Annotated in this window: 15 protein-coding genes; 13 read left to right on the forward strand and 2 right to left on the reverse strand. The window is 37.6% G+C overall.

Features of this window, described 5'->3' with window-relative positions; all coding sequences use genetic code 11:
- Window positions 1–464 precede the first annotated feature (464 nt).
- From MKY71_RS00850 to MKY71_RS00895, 10 genes are all read left to right on the forward strand, one after another.
- Window positions 465–974 (forward strand): hypothetical protein, encoded by a 510-nt coding sequence (locus MKY71_RS00850; RefSeq protein ID WP_339196907.1) that lies wholly within the window; start codon window positions 465–467, stop codon window positions 972–974.
- Window positions 975–1,047: 73 nt separating this feature from the next.
- Window positions 1,048–1,248: a hypothetical protein gene (locus MKY71_RS00855; protein WP_340731253.1), complete on the forward strand. Its 201-nt coding sequence runs from the start codon at window positions 1,048–1,050 to the stop codon at window positions 1,246–1,248.
- A complete protein-coding gene (locus tag MKY71_RS00860) occupies window positions 1,238–2,593 on the forward strand; it encodes an arsenic transporter (RefSeq protein ID WP_340731254.1) in 1,356 nt (451 codons plus the stop codon). The genes MKY71_RS00855 and MKY71_RS00860 overlap by 11 nt, the downstream gene beginning before the upstream one ends.
- A gap of 15 nt (window positions 2,594–2,608) precedes the next feature.
- Window positions 2,609–3,283, forward strand: a complete 675-nt coding sequence (locus MKY71_RS00865; protein WP_340731255.1) for a hypothetical protein — start codon at window positions 2,609–2,611, stop codon at window positions 3,281–3,283.
- Window positions 3,284–3,704: 421 nt separating this feature from the next.
- Window positions 3,705–5,222 carry a phytoene desaturase family protein gene (locus MKY71_RS00870; RefSeq protein WP_340731256.1) on the forward strand — a complete coding sequence of 506 codons (1,518 nt, stop codon included), beginning with the start codon at window positions 3,705–3,707 and terminating at the stop codon, window positions 5,220–5,222.
- Between the two features lie 26 nt (window positions 5,223–5,248).
- Window positions 5,249–6,091, forward strand: a complete 843-nt coding sequence (locus MKY71_RS00875; RefSeq protein ID WP_340731257.1) for a phytoene/squalene synthase family protein — start codon at window positions 5,249–5,251, stop codon at window positions 6,089–6,091.
- Between the two features lie 28 nt (window positions 6,092–6,119).
- Complete coding sequence (locus MKY71_RS00880) at window positions 6,120–7,613, forward strand: phytoene desaturase family protein (protein ID WP_339174759.1); 1,494 nt, start codon at window positions 6,120–6,122, stop codon at window positions 7,611–7,613.
- Between the two features lie 45 nt (window positions 7,614–7,658).
- A complete protein-coding gene (locus tag MKY71_RS00885; RefSeq protein ID WP_340731258.1) occupies window positions 7,659–8,777 on the forward strand; it encodes a glycosyltransferase in 1,119 nt (372 codons plus the stop codon).
- Between the two features lie 12 nt (window positions 8,778–8,789).
- Window positions 8,790–9,275 carry a glycosyl-4,4'-diaponeurosporenoate acyltransferase CrtO family protein gene (locus MKY71_RS00890; protein WP_340731259.1) on the forward strand — a complete coding sequence of 162 codons (486 nt, stop codon included), beginning with the start codon at window positions 8,790–8,792 and terminating at the stop codon, window positions 9,273–9,275.
- 98 nt (window positions 9,276–9,373) lie between these two features.
- Entirely contained in the window at window positions 9,374–10,099 is a 726-nt protein-coding gene (locus tag MKY71_RS00895; protein ID WP_340731260.1) for a 3-ketoacyl-ACP reductase, read from the forward strand.
- A gap of 87 nt (window positions 10,100–10,186) precedes the next feature.
- On the opposite strand, the gene MKY71_RS00900 is transcribed toward MKY71_RS00895, so the two are convergent.
- Complete coding sequence (locus MKY71_RS00900; RefSeq protein ID WP_339174764.1) at window positions 10,187–10,741, reverse strand: GNAT family N-acetyltransferase; 555 nt, start codon at window positions 10,739–10,741, stop codon at window positions 10,187–10,189.
- A 113-nt stretch (window positions 10,742–10,854) separates the two neighbouring features.
- Window positions 10,855–12,012 (reverse strand): ROK family protein, encoded by a 1,158-nt coding sequence (locus tag MKY71_RS00905; protein WP_340731261.1) that lies wholly within the window; start codon window positions 12,010–12,012, stop codon window positions 10,855–10,857.
- Between the two features lie 143 nt (window positions 12,013–12,155).
- Here MKY71_RS00905 and xylF point away from each other — a divergent pair, with 143 nt between their 5' ends.
- The 3 genes from xylF to MKY71_RS00920 all read left to right on the forward strand — a co-directional run bounded on the left by xylF (window position 12,156) and on the right by MKY71_RS00920 (window position 15,973).
- Window positions 12,156–13,232 (forward strand): D-xylose ABC transporter substrate-binding protein, encoded by a 1,077-nt coding sequence (xylF, locus tag MKY71_RS00910; protein ID WP_340731262.1) that lies wholly within the window; start codon window positions 12,156–12,158, stop codon window positions 13,230–13,232.
- A 70-nt stretch (window positions 13,233–13,302) separates the two neighbouring features.
- Window positions 13,303–14,826, forward strand: coding sequence for a xylose ABC transporter ATP-binding protein (locus MKY71_RS00915; protein ID WP_340731263.1), 1,524 nt, complete (start codon window positions 13,303–13,305; stop codon window positions 14,824–14,826).
- Window positions 14,819–15,973, forward strand: a complete 1,155-nt coding sequence (locus MKY71_RS00920; RefSeq protein ID WP_340731264.1) for a sugar ABC transporter permease — start codon at window positions 14,819–14,821, stop codon at window positions 15,971–15,973. The genes MKY71_RS00915 and MKY71_RS00920 overlap by 8 nt, the downstream gene beginning before the upstream one ends.
- The last annotated feature ends 11 nt before the right edge of the window (window positions 15,974–15,984 follow it).

The following is a 15,984-nucleotide window of genomic DNA, read 5'->3' on the forward strand; positions in this document are numbered from 1 at the left end:
GTTGGTTTTTTATTTTGTAATTATTCATATTTCCAGAACCCCTCAACTTATAAAATTTTTCCTTCTTTATTATAAAATAATGCCTCTTTTTAACCTTCTTCGCATCGTTTTCATAAAATATATAGCAATTAAATTATGAAAAGGATACAGGAGTGAATTGTATTTGAGTAATCACAGTTAGATGATTGTTGTTATTTAAGATTTGAAAATAACAGCAATAACTACCTTTATTTATTTCCAATTGTGAAAGCTAATTCCGAAAAGACCTGCTTATTAAACAGCCGTGTAGTACAAAGCCTTTCTTGGTTTAAATCTATAGTTACCTCTTTACTAAAAGGCAATTTAGTACGCTCGGGTTAAATGCCGTTAATGTAAAGTTTTGAAACCGTGGGCGCTTTATCTCTTTATTAAAAAATTGAATTCATATTATTTCAGTAAGCTAAAAATAGGAGGAGTATAACATCATGAACAGAGACTTAATGCTTTCGCTTGTCGGGAAAGTTGTAAAAATCGACAGAGGTGGTCCAGAGTCACGCGTTGGAATGTTGCTGGCAGTAGAAGGGGATTATTTTGTGCTATTCACGAAAGATGATGGTGTTGTTTACTACAAAATGCAACACGTAAAGAGTATTACACTTCATGCTAAGGGCGGTCTAGACAAAGGATTCGAAGGAAATGAAAATGTAGGTTACTACCAAGGCGAAGATTTCAAGTCCGTCATTACGAATTTTAGACATAGCTGGGTAAAGGTAAACCGCGGTGGCCCGGAATCACTTGAGGGGATTTTAAATGAGGTTGAAGATGATTACGTAACGATTTTCTCTAAGGAAGAAGTTATCCAGCTTTCAATGTTCCATATTCGCAATATCAGCTTCGGTGTAAAAGAAGAGAGCCAAGAAGAAGGTCAGGAAGCTCAAAGTCAAGAAGCAAAAAGTAGTTCGAATTCAAAGTCTTCAGGAAACAGAAGAAAGTAATAGCTTATTTAGCCACTTAAAAAGTCATTAAACTAATATTCGTGCCAAAATCCTAAAAGAAGGAGGTGAAATGGTGCTCATTTTATTTATAATCCTCTACTTCTCAATAGTGGGAGGTTTATTTTATAAATTATATATTTCAGCTCCAATTGAACAAAGACTAGTCAACGGGCCAGGAATCGAACCAGTAATGGAACTAGAGAAAGAAGTAGCACATGAACCAGTAAGATCGAAATTTATTAGTAATGAGGCGGCGGATATTAATGTGGGATAGCTCGCTCATCATGATGCTTATTATCTTTACATTCACGATTGTCTTTATGTTATGGAGACCTAAGAATGTGAACGAAACGGTTCCAACAACTATCGGGGCGGCAATTGTGTTAATCCTGGGTATTGTATCGTGGACTGACATTCTTGATATTCTGGGCATCGTCAGTGGACCTTCACTTACCATCCTTTCGACCATTATGATGACGATTGTTTTGGAAAGTATCGGCTTTTTCAAGTGGATTGCGTTCAACATTGTCAACAGGTCTAAAGGATCTGGCATTAGGCTTTATGTTTATACAAATTTGCTCTGCTTTTTAATGACAATGCTGTTTAATAATGATGGCAGTATTTTGATTACTACACCAATCATCATTCGTATAGTCCAACTACTCAAATTTAAACCGCATCAAATGTATCCATACTTAATTTCAGGTGCTCTTATTGCTACAGCTGCCAGTGCCCCCATTGCAGTTAGTAATATTGCGAACTTAATTGCACTGAAAATTATCGGACTCACTTTAAATGATTATGTACTTATGATGTTTATCCCATCGATGATTGGTATTTTTGTTATCGCCTGGCTGCTTTTTTTATATTTCAAAAAGGATATACCGAAAGTTTCTATAATGTTTCCCTTAAAACGTGCACACCTCCATTCTACTCAATTATATACTCATCCTCTTGATCCGGCAGGCAATCCGGAAGATATCGACTGGAAGATGTTCAAAATATGTATCCTCATTATTATAATAACTCGAATTGCGTTTTTTGCCCTCACTCCTTTTGGTATCTCGCTGGAATTTATCGGATTATTCGGTGCGGCTATTCTCATTATTTATCGGTGGATTCGTATACGCATTGGAATTAAAGATGTGATAAGAAATACACCATGGCAAATATTTTTATTTGCCTTTAATATGTATGTCCTTGTTTATGGGCTCAAAAATGTCGGTTTAAATGACTTCATTGTATCTTCATTAAGGGAGTTCATAGCCCAGGATGCGTTACAGGCAACAATCATTATGGGAATGCTGACTACTGTGCTTTCAAATTTAGTAAATAATTTGCCGGCTGTCATGTTTAGCACAATGGCAATTGTTGATATGGGACTGGAACCTCTTATTGTACAGATTGCATATCTCGCCAGTGTAATCGGGAGTGATATAGGAGCGCTGTTAACACCAATCGGTACACTCGCCACATTAATTTGGATGTTTGAACTTAAAAAGTTTGGTGTGAAAATGACATGGCGGAAATATTTGAAAGTTACATTCCTTGTTATTCCAATTGGATTGTTTGTCAGTTTATTTAGTTTGTATTTATGGATTATGCTGGTTGTTCAGTAGATAGGAGGAAGTAATTTGTATGACATATGGCTAGGAGATCAAAAAGAATATGTCACAGTCAGTTTAATAGGAGATCAGCTTTTTAAAGGGACTATTTTCGATAGCGGCAGCGACATTATTGTATTATTTAACGGAGAAAATTTTATTTATATCCCCGTGAGCCATATTGAGTATATTGTAGCGGATACACCAGATACTGAATTTGCAGAGCCTTCCGATTCTCCGATTATTCCTTTGATAGATAATAAAAAGAATTTAACATTTGAGAGTATCCTGAAAGAGGCAAAGGGAATTAACCAGGAAATATGTATTATCGGTAAAAAGTACTTATATGGCACGATTCTTGAGGTTATGGAGGATTATCTTGTGTTCGATTCACCTATTTATAAAGAAATCTATATTCCCATAAAACATATAAAATGGCTTATTCCTTATACGTCTAACGAGCGACCGTATGGTTTAACTGAGACAGAGTTTAGCTGGAAACAAGCGAAAAAGGAGTTTGAAGCGAATTTCCAACAACAGCTGGCGGTACTATTGAATAAGCTGATCGTGTTAAATATGGGGGAGAAAACACATCATATCGGGAAAGTAAAAAGTATTAACGGCAAGATGCTCGAGCTGATAACAGCAAAAGAGAAACGGACGTATGTAAATATTGAACATATCCAAACAATACATTGCGTATAGGCAACGCTGTAAAAGCAGTGTTATGTAATGCCTATAGTTTTTACATGTAAGCAAACTTATATAGAAATTTGTCGAAGTAAAATTAAAATAACAATCTGTAAGACACAATTCAATTTGAATTAGTGTCTTTTTTATTGTGTTGCTGGATTTTCACTAAAAACATTATACAAACCTAGTAAAATTCAACGGAGATTATAAATGAATAGAAATTTAAAAATTGAACAATAAAACTGAAAAAGTAACTTAAATATTAGGATTGAAAGCAAAGCATAAAGGGTAAACGTTTTAGAGGAAAAGTAAAAAATTGAAAATAAAAGGTTATACAAATATCTATTTTGTACAACGTTGAACGATGAGAAGAAATCTACATATGAAAAAGAGCGAATATCATCATTTAAATAATTTATAGGGGAGCGCAAATATGAAAAAAAAAGTCATTGTTATTGGTGCTGGTGTAGCTGGCATGGCAAGTGCAATTCGTCTACAGCAAGCGGGTTATGAAGTGGAATTGTTTGAAAAGGAAGGAATGCCGGGCGGGAAAATGCATCGTATTGAAAAGGATGGTTTTAAATTTGATTTAGGACCGACCATTGTGATGATGCCTGAACTATACAGGGAGGTTTTCGAATTATGCGGCCGGGACCCTGATGACTACATACCAATGGAAAAACTCAATCCAATGTTTCAAGTGTATTTTAAAGACGAGATGGATCGCCCTTATAAAGGTTCGTCTGACTTAACCGAAATGATGAAAACACTGGAAAGTATAAACCCTGATGATGCACAAGGTTTTCTGGATTACTTACAGGAAATATATAAACGCTTTATCATCGCAAAGAATTATTTTATCCAACGGCCTTTCCGCAAATTTAAAGACTTTTACAATCCATTTATGATTAAGCAAACTTTAAAATTAAAAACCTTCGATAGTGCCGATCATTTTATTGGTAAATATATAAAAGATGAACGAATTAAAAATATGCTTAGTTTTCAAACATTGTACATAGGTATCTCCCCATACAACGGACCATCACTGTATTCCATTATTCCTATGATTGAATTTCTGTACGGGGTTTGGTTTATCAAAGGCGGGATGCACACAATGGCGACATCGATGGAAAAACTGTTTTATGAACTCGGTGGTAAAATCCACTACAATGCCAACGTCGAGAAAATTTCCATCGAGTCCGGTCGTGCCGATGGAATTTATGTAAATGGCAGAAAAGAAGAGGCAGATTACGTTATGTGTAATGCCGACTTCCCATATGCAATGAAGGAGCTTGTTCAAGATAAAAAGGCGAAGGGGAAATACACCGATGAAAAAATTGATGCGATGAAGTATTCCTGCTCATGCTTCCTTCTTTATTTAGGAACGAACCGCAAATACGACCAAATAGAAGGCGTGCATAACTTTGTATTCAAAAGTGAGATGAAGAAAAATATAAACGATATTTTTTCAGGGGAAAAGCTTCAGGATGGCGCATTTTACATTCATATTCCGTCTAAAGCCGACCCGTCGATGGCACCGGAAGGAAAGGAAGCCATTTATGTATTGCTGCCGGTATCCGAACTTTCAACAGCGAAGTATGAGTGGAATGATGAAACCATTCAATACTACCGGGATTACTTAATTCGTGAAATGAAAAAAATAAAAGGATTAGAAAATCTGGAAGAAGAAATTGTCTCGGAATCGTACACAACACCATTGGATTTCAAACAGCGGTTCAATGCCTACAACGGCGCAACATTCGGTTTGCAGCCGACATTGAGACAGAGTAATCATATGCGCCCGCAAAGTAAAGCAACTCATTGTGAAAACCTATACTTTACAGGAAGCAGTACGCATCCCGGTGCAGGTGTGCCGATCGTTCTTCTCTCCGCTAAAATAGCTGCTCAGGAACTCATGTCAGATGATCAAGGGATTCAGTTCGACTACTAAACTATTTTACAAAAGGGGAGATTGATATGATACAGCAACAATTGAACGAGGATTTACTATACTGTGAAAATATTATTAAAAAGCATTCCAAAAGCTTTTATTTTGCATTTTCAGGCCTTCCTGCCGAAAAGAGATATGCAGTCTATGCCATTTATGCTTTTTGCAGATTAGCTGATGATAGTGTGGACGAAAATCCAATTGCTGCAGTTAAGAGCGCGGCTATCAATCAATTACGCCATGAGCTCGATCTTTTCAGCCATCATGAAGAACGAGATCATCCATTATGGAGAGCGCTGCGACATGTATTTAATACATTTGAAATGGATATTCAGCCTTTTTATGATCAGTTGACTGGACAAGAGATGGATATTGATTTTTCTTCACCGAAAACACTCCAACAATTAGAAGAGTACAGCTATTATGTGGCCGGCTCTGTCGGGTTGATGCTTCTACCGATTATTGCAACGGAAAATCACCAATATCTCAAAAAGACTGCTGTTGATCTCGGTATTGCGATGCAGATTACAAATATATTACGGGATATAGGTGAAGATTTTCATGAAAAGAACCGTATTTATCTTCCCGAGATGGAACGATTACGCTTCGGTTATGGCGAAGAAAAGCTGAATCAACAGTTAATTGATGAATCGTTTATCAATCTTTGGGAACATTTGGCGGTACGGGCCGAAACTTTATATGATGCATTTTCAAATCACCTTATGAATTATGATGACGATAGTAAAGCACCGCTTATGACGGCAGCAACTGTTTACCGGGAAATTTTAAATGTGGTTCGGGAAAATCAGTATGACTGCTTAACGAAAAGAAACTTTGTGGCTAAGGAACGGCTAGAACAGATGAGAGTTTAAATAAAAAGCAATTAGAGGGGGAGACAATATGTCCGGTAAGAAAAAAGTGGTTGTAATAGGCGGAGGGCTTGGCGGTTTATCTGCAGCCATTTCGCTCCAGCAAAAAGGGTACGATGTTGATATATATGAACAGAACAAACATCTCGGCGGAAAGCTGAACCGTTTGGAACAGGATGGTTTCGGTTTTGATTTAGGACCATCCATACTAACGATGCCTCACATATTCGAAACGTTATTTCAGCAAAGCGGAAAAAAAATGAGTGATTATGTGAAGATTCAGCGATTGAGCCATCAGTGGCGTTCATTTTTCCCTGATGGTAATACACTTGATTTACATGAAGATCTGTACGATATGGAAAATTTGAATCCGTCGCTGACGAAAAAAGATATTAAACAATACAAGAAATTACTTGAATATTCTAAGGATCTATATGAGATCACGGAGGAAGGTTATTTTAATCAAGGATTAGATAATCTGAAGGAAGTGCTTCAATTTCACGGTGCGTTTCAATCATTAAGGAGATTTGATTTATCGTCGACAATGTTTGAGGCGATCGATAAAAGAATTAAGAACCCGCAATTCCGGGATATGCTAAGTTATATTGTAAAATATGTCGGATCTTCGGCCTATCATGCGCCGGCTGTCCTTAATATGATGATTTATATGCAGCACGCCCAGGGGGTCTGGTATGTGCCTGGCGGAATGCACAATTTGGCAAATGCTTTAGTGAAGCTAGCTGAAGAAATCGGTGTGACATTCCATCTCGGGAAAAAGATCGTAAAGTTGGATAAAAACAAACGAATGATTACGGCAGCTTACACAGATGATGGTACGAAACTGACTGCTGATTATTTTGTTTCCAATATGGAAGTCATCCCGACATATAAACAGTTAACCGAGGAAAAAGAAAGTTATACCGATAAATTAGATGAAAAATTCGAACCTGCAAGCTCAGGTCTTGTTTTACATTTAGGGGTTAAAAACAGTTACCCTCAACTGGCCCACCATAATTTCTTTTTCTCTAAAAATACGAAAAAGCAAATGAATCTGATCTTTGATAAGCACCAACTTCCTGATGATCCGGTCATTTATTTAGTGAATGTGAATAAAACAGATCCAAAACAAGCATTGCCGGGTCACGAAAATCTTAAAATTCTCCCGCATATTCCACATCTTCAAGAAAAGCCTTTAACTAGGCAGCAGTACACCGAGTTTGCGGAGAAGGTATTAATCAAGCTGGAAAACATGGGATTGGACAATCTTAGAGAAAGTATTGTCACAAAAGATATGTGGACACCTCATGATATTGAACGAACGTATTCTTCAGACCGAGGAGCGATTTACGGGACTGTATCCGATAAGAAAATGAATAAAGGATTTAAACACCCGAAGCAAAGTGAACGCTATGACAATTTATATTTCGTCGGAGGAACTGTAAATCCTGGTGGTGGTATGCCAATGGTTACACTTAGCGGACAGCAGGTGGCGAAGAAACTGATCGAACAAGATAGGAAGAAGTAAGTAGTACGAGCTAGAAGGCAAATACAAAAGGAAGGAACATGATGAATGGAAACTTTGTATTTGGTTGTGCAAATACTATCCTTACTCGGCTTATTATGTGGTGTGCTGATGTTTTGGTCTACAAGAAAACCGCCGGCAATAGAGGGTAATCAACCATTGCCTTCATTATCGATTATCATACCAGCAAGAAATGAAGCGCTTCGCTTGCCGCCATTACTTAAGTCGCTTCAAATGCAAAATTGGAAGCATTTCGAAATAATTGTAGTTGATGATGGTTCCACGGATCATACGGCTGAAGTTGCATTATCATACGGAGCAAAGGTTTTAAAAAGTAAACAAGTAGGCGGGATGAGTCCGGGTAAATCCAATGCTTGTGCATATGGGGCGCAATCTGCAAATGGAGAGTTGCTGCTGTTTTTGGATGCAGATGTACAGCTTGCCGCTGAGGACAGTCTTGAGCGGATTGTAGACAGCTTTAGCAAACAAGACAGTAAAGGAATATTATCCATTCAACCATATCATCGTATTGTAAAACGATATGAAAATTTATCGGTAATCTTTAATATTATTGTGCTGACAGGAATGAATGTATTTACTTTCTGGAAAGACAAGTTTGCAACGGCAGGATCTTTTGGACCATGTATTCTTTGTGATAAGGAGAGCTATATTACAACTGGAGGGCATGAAGCTGCGGAGGAATCAATTATGGATGACTTTGCGCTAAGTGATGTTTTTATAGCGAAAGACTTACCGGTGACCAATTATGCCGGGAAAGGGATTATTAATATGCGGATGTATGAAGAGGGGCCGAAGCAGTTGATGGAAGGCTGGACGAAAAATCTGGCAACAGCATCGCAATCCACTCATAAATCTGTCATGCTGCTCATTCAGCTTTGGATTTTTGGTGTGATTCTGGCTGCATTGGCGCCATTACTCGCCATTTTAACGGATTCATTTGTAGCGCTCTTCAGCAGTATTGTTGTCTATTTATTATATGGTGGGCATTTGTATTTTCTTGCGAGAAGAGCAGGGAATTTCCACCTAATGGTTTTCTTGATCTATCCGATTTTTGTTTTATTTTTTACAGCAGTATTTTTGTACTCATTATACCGTACGCATGTATTGCATTCGGTAATGTGGAGAGGCAGAAAAATCAAAGTGTAATAGGAGAGAGGTATGACAGTTATTAATGCAGTTTGGCTTCTCGTTGTTAACATAGCAGCATGGCTCGTTCTTCATTTTTCGATATCTGTGCTTTGCTTCAAAATTCCTTTACGCTTTTTTCTAAAGGATAGTGTATTTTTCCGTATTGCAAAGTGGGAGCAGCACGGGGAAATCTGGAATCGTCTGTTTTTAGTGAAGAAATGGAAAAAGCACTTAATCGATGGGTCATCGATTGCAAAGAAAAGTTACAATAAAAGCCACTTACATGGTACGAAGCGGGAAGATCTAATCGTCTTTGCTGCAGAAACCAAAAGAGCGGAGATGACACATTGGCTGCTTATCTTGCCTGCGCCTCTATTTTTCCTGTGGAATCCTGTTTGGGCAGGCTGGATTAATATTTTCTACGCACTTTTCGCGAATCTGCCATTTATATTAACGCAACGTTATAACAGAGGACGAATTGAAAATATTTTAGGTTTATCTAATCGTGGTAATTAGCGCAGTAAATCCATACAGGATCCGAACGCAATATAAGACGTAAAGAAGCCTGCTATGTTAAAATTATATTGGAATAACGTATAAAGGAGACGATGAAATTGGGTCAAACATTACAAGGTAAGGTAGCAGTTGTAACAGGTGCTGCACGCGGAATCGGTAAAGCGGTAGCGGTAGCATTAGCAAAAGAGGGTGTGAACGTAGGGATCATTGCACGTTCAGAAGATGCATTGCAGCAAGTGGCAAAAGAAATCGAAAGCCATGGTGTTAAAGCTGCCTATGCAGTGGCGGATGTTTCGAACTTGGAACAAGTGCAAAAAGCTGCTGCCCATCTAAAAGAAGAGTTGGGGTTAACGGATATTTTAGTTAACAATGCGGGCGTAGGAAAGTTTGATAAGCTCGTTGATATGGACCCTGCAGAATTTAAGAAAATTGTCGATATCAATGTAATGGGTACTTTTTATGTATCGCACACAATTGTACCGCAATTAATCGAAAAAAATGCAGGTGATGTTATCAATATCTCATCTACAAACGGTTTAAATGGTGCAGCAACATCAAGTGCATACAGCGCTTCTAAATTCGGTGTCATCGGCTTAACAGAGTCGTTAGCAGCGGAAGTACGCCGCAACAATATTCGCGTAACTGCATTAGCACCAAGTACAATTGCAACAGATTTGGCGGATGCACTGAACTTAGTGCCGGATGAAAAAAGAGATCAATATATGCACCCGGAAGATATTGCAGAGTACATTATTGCGCAATTGAAGCTGAATAACCGCATGTATATCAAAAACGCTACATTAATGAATACTAATCCTTTCTAATTAATAATGCGAGAAACGATTGAATAGGAAAAGCCCTTCACTCTGAATCAGAATGAAGGGCTTTATTTTATTGATCTAGATTATTAATTAAGCCTGCTGGAACTCCTCTTTTAAAATAGAATAATAAACACTATCTACAAGAGTACCTTTAATCATGTGATTTTTTCGCATTGTTCCTTCGTGGGTCATCCCTAAACGCTCCATTACTTTAGCGGAAGCAGCATTTTGAACGTGAGACTCCGCAAATACTCGTTCTAGGCCAAGGATGTTGAAGGCTAGATCCAATACAACTTTGCTTGCTTCTGATATATAGCCTTTTCCCCAGAAACTGCGGTTCAATGTAAAACCAAGTTCGCCGCTTTTATTCCATTCATGGACACGGAATTCAATCGCACCGATCATTTTATTGCTTTCTTTTAATACGATCGCGTACTTCCCGGCAGGTTCTTTCAGAAAATAATTCTCAATCATTTTCTTTGTTTGTTCTAGATCTTTGTGTGCATGATAAAGAAATTTCGTTGTTTCTTCATCCGCTGTATATTCGTACATATCTTCAGTATCTTCAATTGAAATCGGACGTAAAAAAAGACGTTCGCTTTCCAGATGACTGTGTTTTTCAAGCATTAAATTAAGATTTTCCATTAGTTTTTTCTCCAATAATTTAGATTTATTCGAGAGTGTGATAGGCTTGCTTATCATAACACAATATACATTTTTTAACTATACTAATATATTCAATAATAAGAAAATGGAGATTATTCAAACGGAAGTTGAATGAACTGATCAATAATGAACGAGGCGGCACCGAGAGCAATTGCACGGTCCTTTAATGTTGAAAATTGTACAGAATAGTTATCTCGCTGGAAATGCATCGTATTCGATTGAATTGTATCTAATATAGATTGCTCAATAAACTTTTGCGCTTTTGTAATACGGTTACCGATAATAATTTTTTCAGGATTAAATGTTTGAATTAAATTGGTGATACCAAGGCCGATATAGTAACCGGTTTCCGTAAATAATTGTATAACATCTTCATGACCTTCCTCGGCTAAAGTTATTAACTGCTCCAATGAGAGTTCGCGTTCTTTTAACATATAAGTTGCATCATGAATAAGGGCATATTCTGAGGCGTATGCTTCCCAACATCCGTTGCGGCCGCATGTGCATTTACGCCCATTCATATGTATAATCGCATGTCCGCTTTCACCTGAATAGCCGTTAACACCAAGATAAATATTATGATCAATTATAATCCCGACACCTAGCCCGATGCCTATACTTAAATATAATAGGTTTGAGGTTTCTTTATTATTTTCAAAAATATATTCTGCATAAGCTCCGGCATTCGCTTCATTCGAAATATAGATAGGGAAGTCAAATCGATCACGTAAATAGCTGCTGATATCAAAATTTTCCCATCGTAAATTGGGCGCGATAATAATGATTCCATCTTTATTCACAGAACCTGGAACAGCAACGCCTAATCCGACGATTGAGAATGGGCTAGGGGGTACATTTTCCAGGAGTAGTCCTATCAAATCCAAAATATTATTTAAATACGGTTCAAGCTGGATAGTTGGTACGAGTTGGAGACTGTCGAAAACAATTTCCCCTTTTAAATTAAAGACTGCTCCGTATAAATAGTTAACGCCAATATCTATGCCGAGTGCAAAACCGGCTGTTTCATTGAACCTTAATAATTGAGATCTTCTTCCTCCAGTTGAAAAATCTTTCCCGTCTTCTACGATTAGTTGATCCTCTATTAGTTCAGTTACTAAATTTGCAACCGTTGCTTTTTTTAATCCGATTTCTTCAATGATTTCTCCTCTCGAAACGATCCTTTTAGAGAAAATATAATTTAAAATTTGTTGCTTATTAAATTTTTTCCCTATTTGTTGATTCCAAGACAAAGTAACAATCCCTCCAATACAAACATGAAAATTTAATTAAAGTATAACAAAAAAACTTTGTTCATCCAATAGACAAACAAATATTGGCATGTTATCCTAATTTTAAATTAAGAATATTACAAATATTAAAAGGGGTGTAGTTCATGCGTAAATGTAAGGGCTTTCTTTTTGGAATTCTGTTAGTAATGTCAATGGTATTGGTAGCTTGTGGGCAGGATGCGGGGGATTCAAACACAGGTAAGGCTAGCTCAAGTGATTCGACAGGAGATAAATTGAAAATTGGCTTATCAGTATCCGACTTGACATTGGAGCGTTGGCAGCATGACCGCGATTTCTTCGTAGCTAAAGCGGAAGAAATGGGAGCTGAAGTCGTTGTACAGTCTGCAAATGGTGATGAAGCGAAGCAATTATCACAAATTCAAAATATGTTGTCTCAGGATTTAGATGCATTAGTAATTATTGCGATTAATTCAGATTCCTTATCTACGGTTGTAGAGCAGGCAAATGCAGAAGACGTTCCAGTATTAGCGTATGACCGATTGATTAATGGGGCAGATATCAGTGCATATGTTTCATTTGATAACGTACGTGTGGGAGAAATGCAAGCGGAGTATTTAGTAAATTTAAAACCTGATGGAAATTATTTCTTAATGGGTGGATCTCCAACAGATAACAACGCAAAAATGTTCCGTGAAGGGCAAATGAATATTATTCAGCCATTAGTCGATAAAGGTGATATTACGATTGTCGGCGATCAGTGGGCGAAAGACTGGGATGCAAATGAAGCATTGAAAATTATGGAAAATGCACTTACTGCAAACAAAAACGATATTGATGTTGTCGTAGCTTCAAATGATAATACGGCTGGTGGCGCAATTCAGGCGTTAGAAGCTCAGGGGTTAGCTGGAAAAGTATTAATTTCCGGGCAGGATGCTGACTTGGCGGGTGTTCAACGTATTGCAGAGGGCTTACAGACAATGACTGTTTACAAGCCAATTAAAGCAATTGCTGAAAAGAGCGCAGAAGTAGCGGTTCAATTAGCAAAAGGTGAGGAAATTTCTGCTACCGATTCTGTAAACAATGGCCAGATGGATGTTCCATTCATTAAGCTGGACCCGATTTCAGTAGGTAAAGATGAACTTATGACAACAGTTATTGAAGATGAATTCCATAGCTATGATGATGTATTTAAAAATGTACCGGAAAGTGACCGTCCGTAATTAACAGCAAAAGGAGGGGAGAAATTCCCTCCTTTCTTTAAATGAGGATATCGAGAATGGTGGTGGAAACATGACTGAATATGTTTTAGAAATGAAAGGAATAACAAAAGAGTTTCCAAGCGTAAAGGCTCTGGACAATGTTACTTTTTCAGTCCGAAAAGGTGAGATTCATGCCCTGTGTGGTGAAAATGGTGCAGGAAAGTCGACTTTGATGAAAGTATTGAGCGGCGTTTATCCGGCTGGCACATATAGTGGGAAAATTTTAATCAAAGGTAAAGAAGCAAGTTTCAAAAACATTAAAGAGTCCCAAGATGCAGGAGTGGCAATTATTTACCAGGAGCTGGCATTGGTTGGTGAAATGACAATTGCTGAAAATTTATTTTTAGGACATGATTTAATGCGCTCGCCCGTTATTAATTGGAATGAGATTTATAAAAAGTCGATGGTAGCACTTGAAAAGGTTGGGTTAGATCTGGACCCGCAAATGAAGGTATCCGAATTAACTGTAGGAAAGCAGCAACTTCTTGAAATTGCAAAAGCTTTGACGAAAGAAACGGATATTTTAATTTTAGATGAGCCAACAGCTGCTCTTACAGAAAGTGATGTAGCTGTTTTAATTAAGCTGTTAAATGAACTTCGAAAACAAGGTGTAACATGCATATACATTTCGCACAAATTAGGAGAAGTTATGGAGCTTGCTGATTCTGTAACAATTTTACGTGATGGTCAGACAATTTCAACGAACTCCATCGAATATCTAACTGAGGAAAAAATCATTACAATGATGGTTGGACGTGAACTGACGGAGTTATTCCCTTATGAGGTACACGAAATTAGCGATGAAAATGTATTACATGTAGAAAATTACACTTCATACAATAAATCAGGAAAAAAAGTGGTATCTAATATCAATTTCAATGTAAAAAAGGGTGAAATTGTAGGCTTTTCCGGCTTGATGGGAGCAGGTCGCTCAGAGCTATTTATTAGTTTGTTTGGCGGGATGCCCGGAAAAAAAGAAGGTACGGTCAAACTAAATAATAAAACCGTAACAATTAAATCACCAGCAGATGCCATTAAAGAGGGATTTGCTTATGTATCGGAAGATCGTAAGCGATACGGTCTAGTGCTAGGAATGGATATCGCAAAAAATACGACACTAATTGCATTAAACAAGGTAATGAAACTAAATGTGATTAGCCAGGCACTTGAAGTAAGAGCGGCAGAAGAGATTACAACTAAGATGAAATTAAAAGCACCTAATCTCGACATAGAGGTAGGTAAGCTAAGTGGTGGAAACCAGCAAAAGGTTGTTTTGAGTAAGTGGATTATGAATAATCCAAAACTATTAATCTTGGATGAGCCTACTAGAGGAATTGATGTTGGTGCCAAATATGAAATTTATAAAATTATGAATGAGCTTGTTCAACAAGGTGTAGGGATTGTTCTGATTTCATCTGAGCTGCCCGAAGTTTTAGGAATGTCAGATCGCATTCTTGTTATGTGTGAAGGAGAAATTACGGGTGAATTTACGAGAGAAGAAGCAACTCAGGAAAAAGTAATGATGTGTGCAACTGGAGGGGAAAAACGTGATTAATGAACAGACGATTAAAAAAGAAAGTAAATTATCCTTCAAATTCGATTTACAATCCTATACCTTAATTATTGCTTTAATTTGTATTGCTATTATTTTCACATTTTTTACTGGAGGAGAATTTTTATCTTCTCGTAATATTTCCAATTTATTTACTCAGATGTCTATCATAGCTGTACTTGCGGTAGGGATGACGTTGGTTATTGTGGCAGGACACATCGATTTATCGGTAGGTTCAATAGTAGGGGTTACAGGTGGGATTGCCGCAATGCTGCAAGTTTGGCAAGGGTGGAGTACACCAGTTGTTGTCCTCGCAGCCATTATAATTGGCGGTTTAATTGGATTATGGCAAGGATGGTGGGTTGCATACCGAGCAGTACCAGCATTCATTGTTACGCTTGGCGGGATGTTAATATTCCGAGGGGTTTTAATTGGTTTATCGGATGGTCAAACAATTTCATCATTAAATCCAAGTTTTAAACAAATCGGGAACAGTTACTTACCATTTATACCAGGTTATATTGTAGCTGCTATAGCTGTTATTTTAATGATAGCATTCACGGTAAATGGTCGTAGAAAGCGTAAGGAAATGGGCTTATTATTATTGCCTTCTGTAATCGATTATGGAAAAGTGGCAGTTTATTCTGTTGTTTTAGTAGTCATTACGTATATGTTGAATCGTTATTTAGGTATTCCTATCCCGTTTTTAATTGTAGCGGTAATTGCGCTTGTTTTCATGTTCATTACAACGAAAACGGCATTTGGACGTCGGATTTATGCAATTGGTGGCAACCCGGAAGCTGCCGCGTTATCGGGAATCAATATTAAACGAAATACGCTCTATGTATTTGTCAGCATGGGGGCTTTAGCGGGAGTAGCGGGTGTGTTATTAACCGCACGTTTAAATGCGGCAACAGTATCTGCCGGGAACAGTTATGAACTTGATGCCATCGCAGCCTGTGTAATTGGCGGCACCTCACTAATGGGTGGTAAAGGTAAGATTTTTGGAGCAATTATAGGTGCACTAATTATGGCAAGTATTGATAACGGAATGTCGATGATGAATATCGGCGCATACTGGCAGTATATCGTAAAAGGTTTGATCTTGATTTTGGCAGTATGGGTTGACATTATTTCTAAAAATAAATAAATCGGGGGAAT

The sequence above is a fragment of the Solibacillus sp. FSL W7-1324 genome (assembly GCF_038008025.1).
GTDB lineage: Bacteria > Bacillota > Bacilli > Bacillales_A > Planococcaceae > Solibacillus.

Coding starts and splice junctions, on each gene's coding strand:
- MKY71_RS00900 (WP_339174764.1), bottom strand. CDS start 10,741: ATGGAAAATCTTAATTTAATGCTTGAAAAACACAGTCATCTGGAAAGC.
- MKY71_RS00875 (WP_340731257.1), top strand. CDS start 5,249: ATGATACAGCAACAATTGAACGAGGATTTACTATACTGTGAAAATATT.
- MKY71_RS00890 (WP_340731259.1), top strand. CDS start 8,790: ATGACAGTTATTAATGCAGTTTGGCTTCTCGTTGTTAACATAGCAGCA.
- MKY71_RS00850 (WP_339196907.1), top strand. CDS start 465: ATGAACAGAGACTTAATGCTTTCGCTTGTCGGGAAAGTTGTAAAAATC.
- MKY71_RS00860 (WP_340731254.1), top strand. CDS start 1,238: ATGTGGGATAGCTCGCTCATCATGATGCTTATTATCTTTACATTCACG.
- MKY71_RS00915 (WP_340731263.1), top strand. CDS start 13,303: ATGACTGAATATGTTTTAGAAATGAAAGGAATAACAAAAGAGTTTCCA.
- MKY71_RS00885 (WP_340731258.1), top strand. CDS start 7,659: ATGGAAACTTTGTATTTGGTTGTGCAAATACTATCCTTACTCGGCTTA.
- xylF (WP_340731262.1), top strand. CDS start 12,156: ATGCGTAAATGTAAGGGCTTTCTTTTTGGAATTCTGTTAGTAATGTCA.
- MKY71_RS00870 (WP_340731256.1), top strand. CDS start 3,705: ATGAAAAAAAAAGTCATTGTTATTGGTGCTGGTGTAGCTGGCATGGCA.
- MKY71_RS00880 (WP_339174759.1), top strand. CDS start 6,120: ATGTCCGGTAAGAAAAAAGTGGTTGTAATAGGCGGAGGGCTTGGCGGT.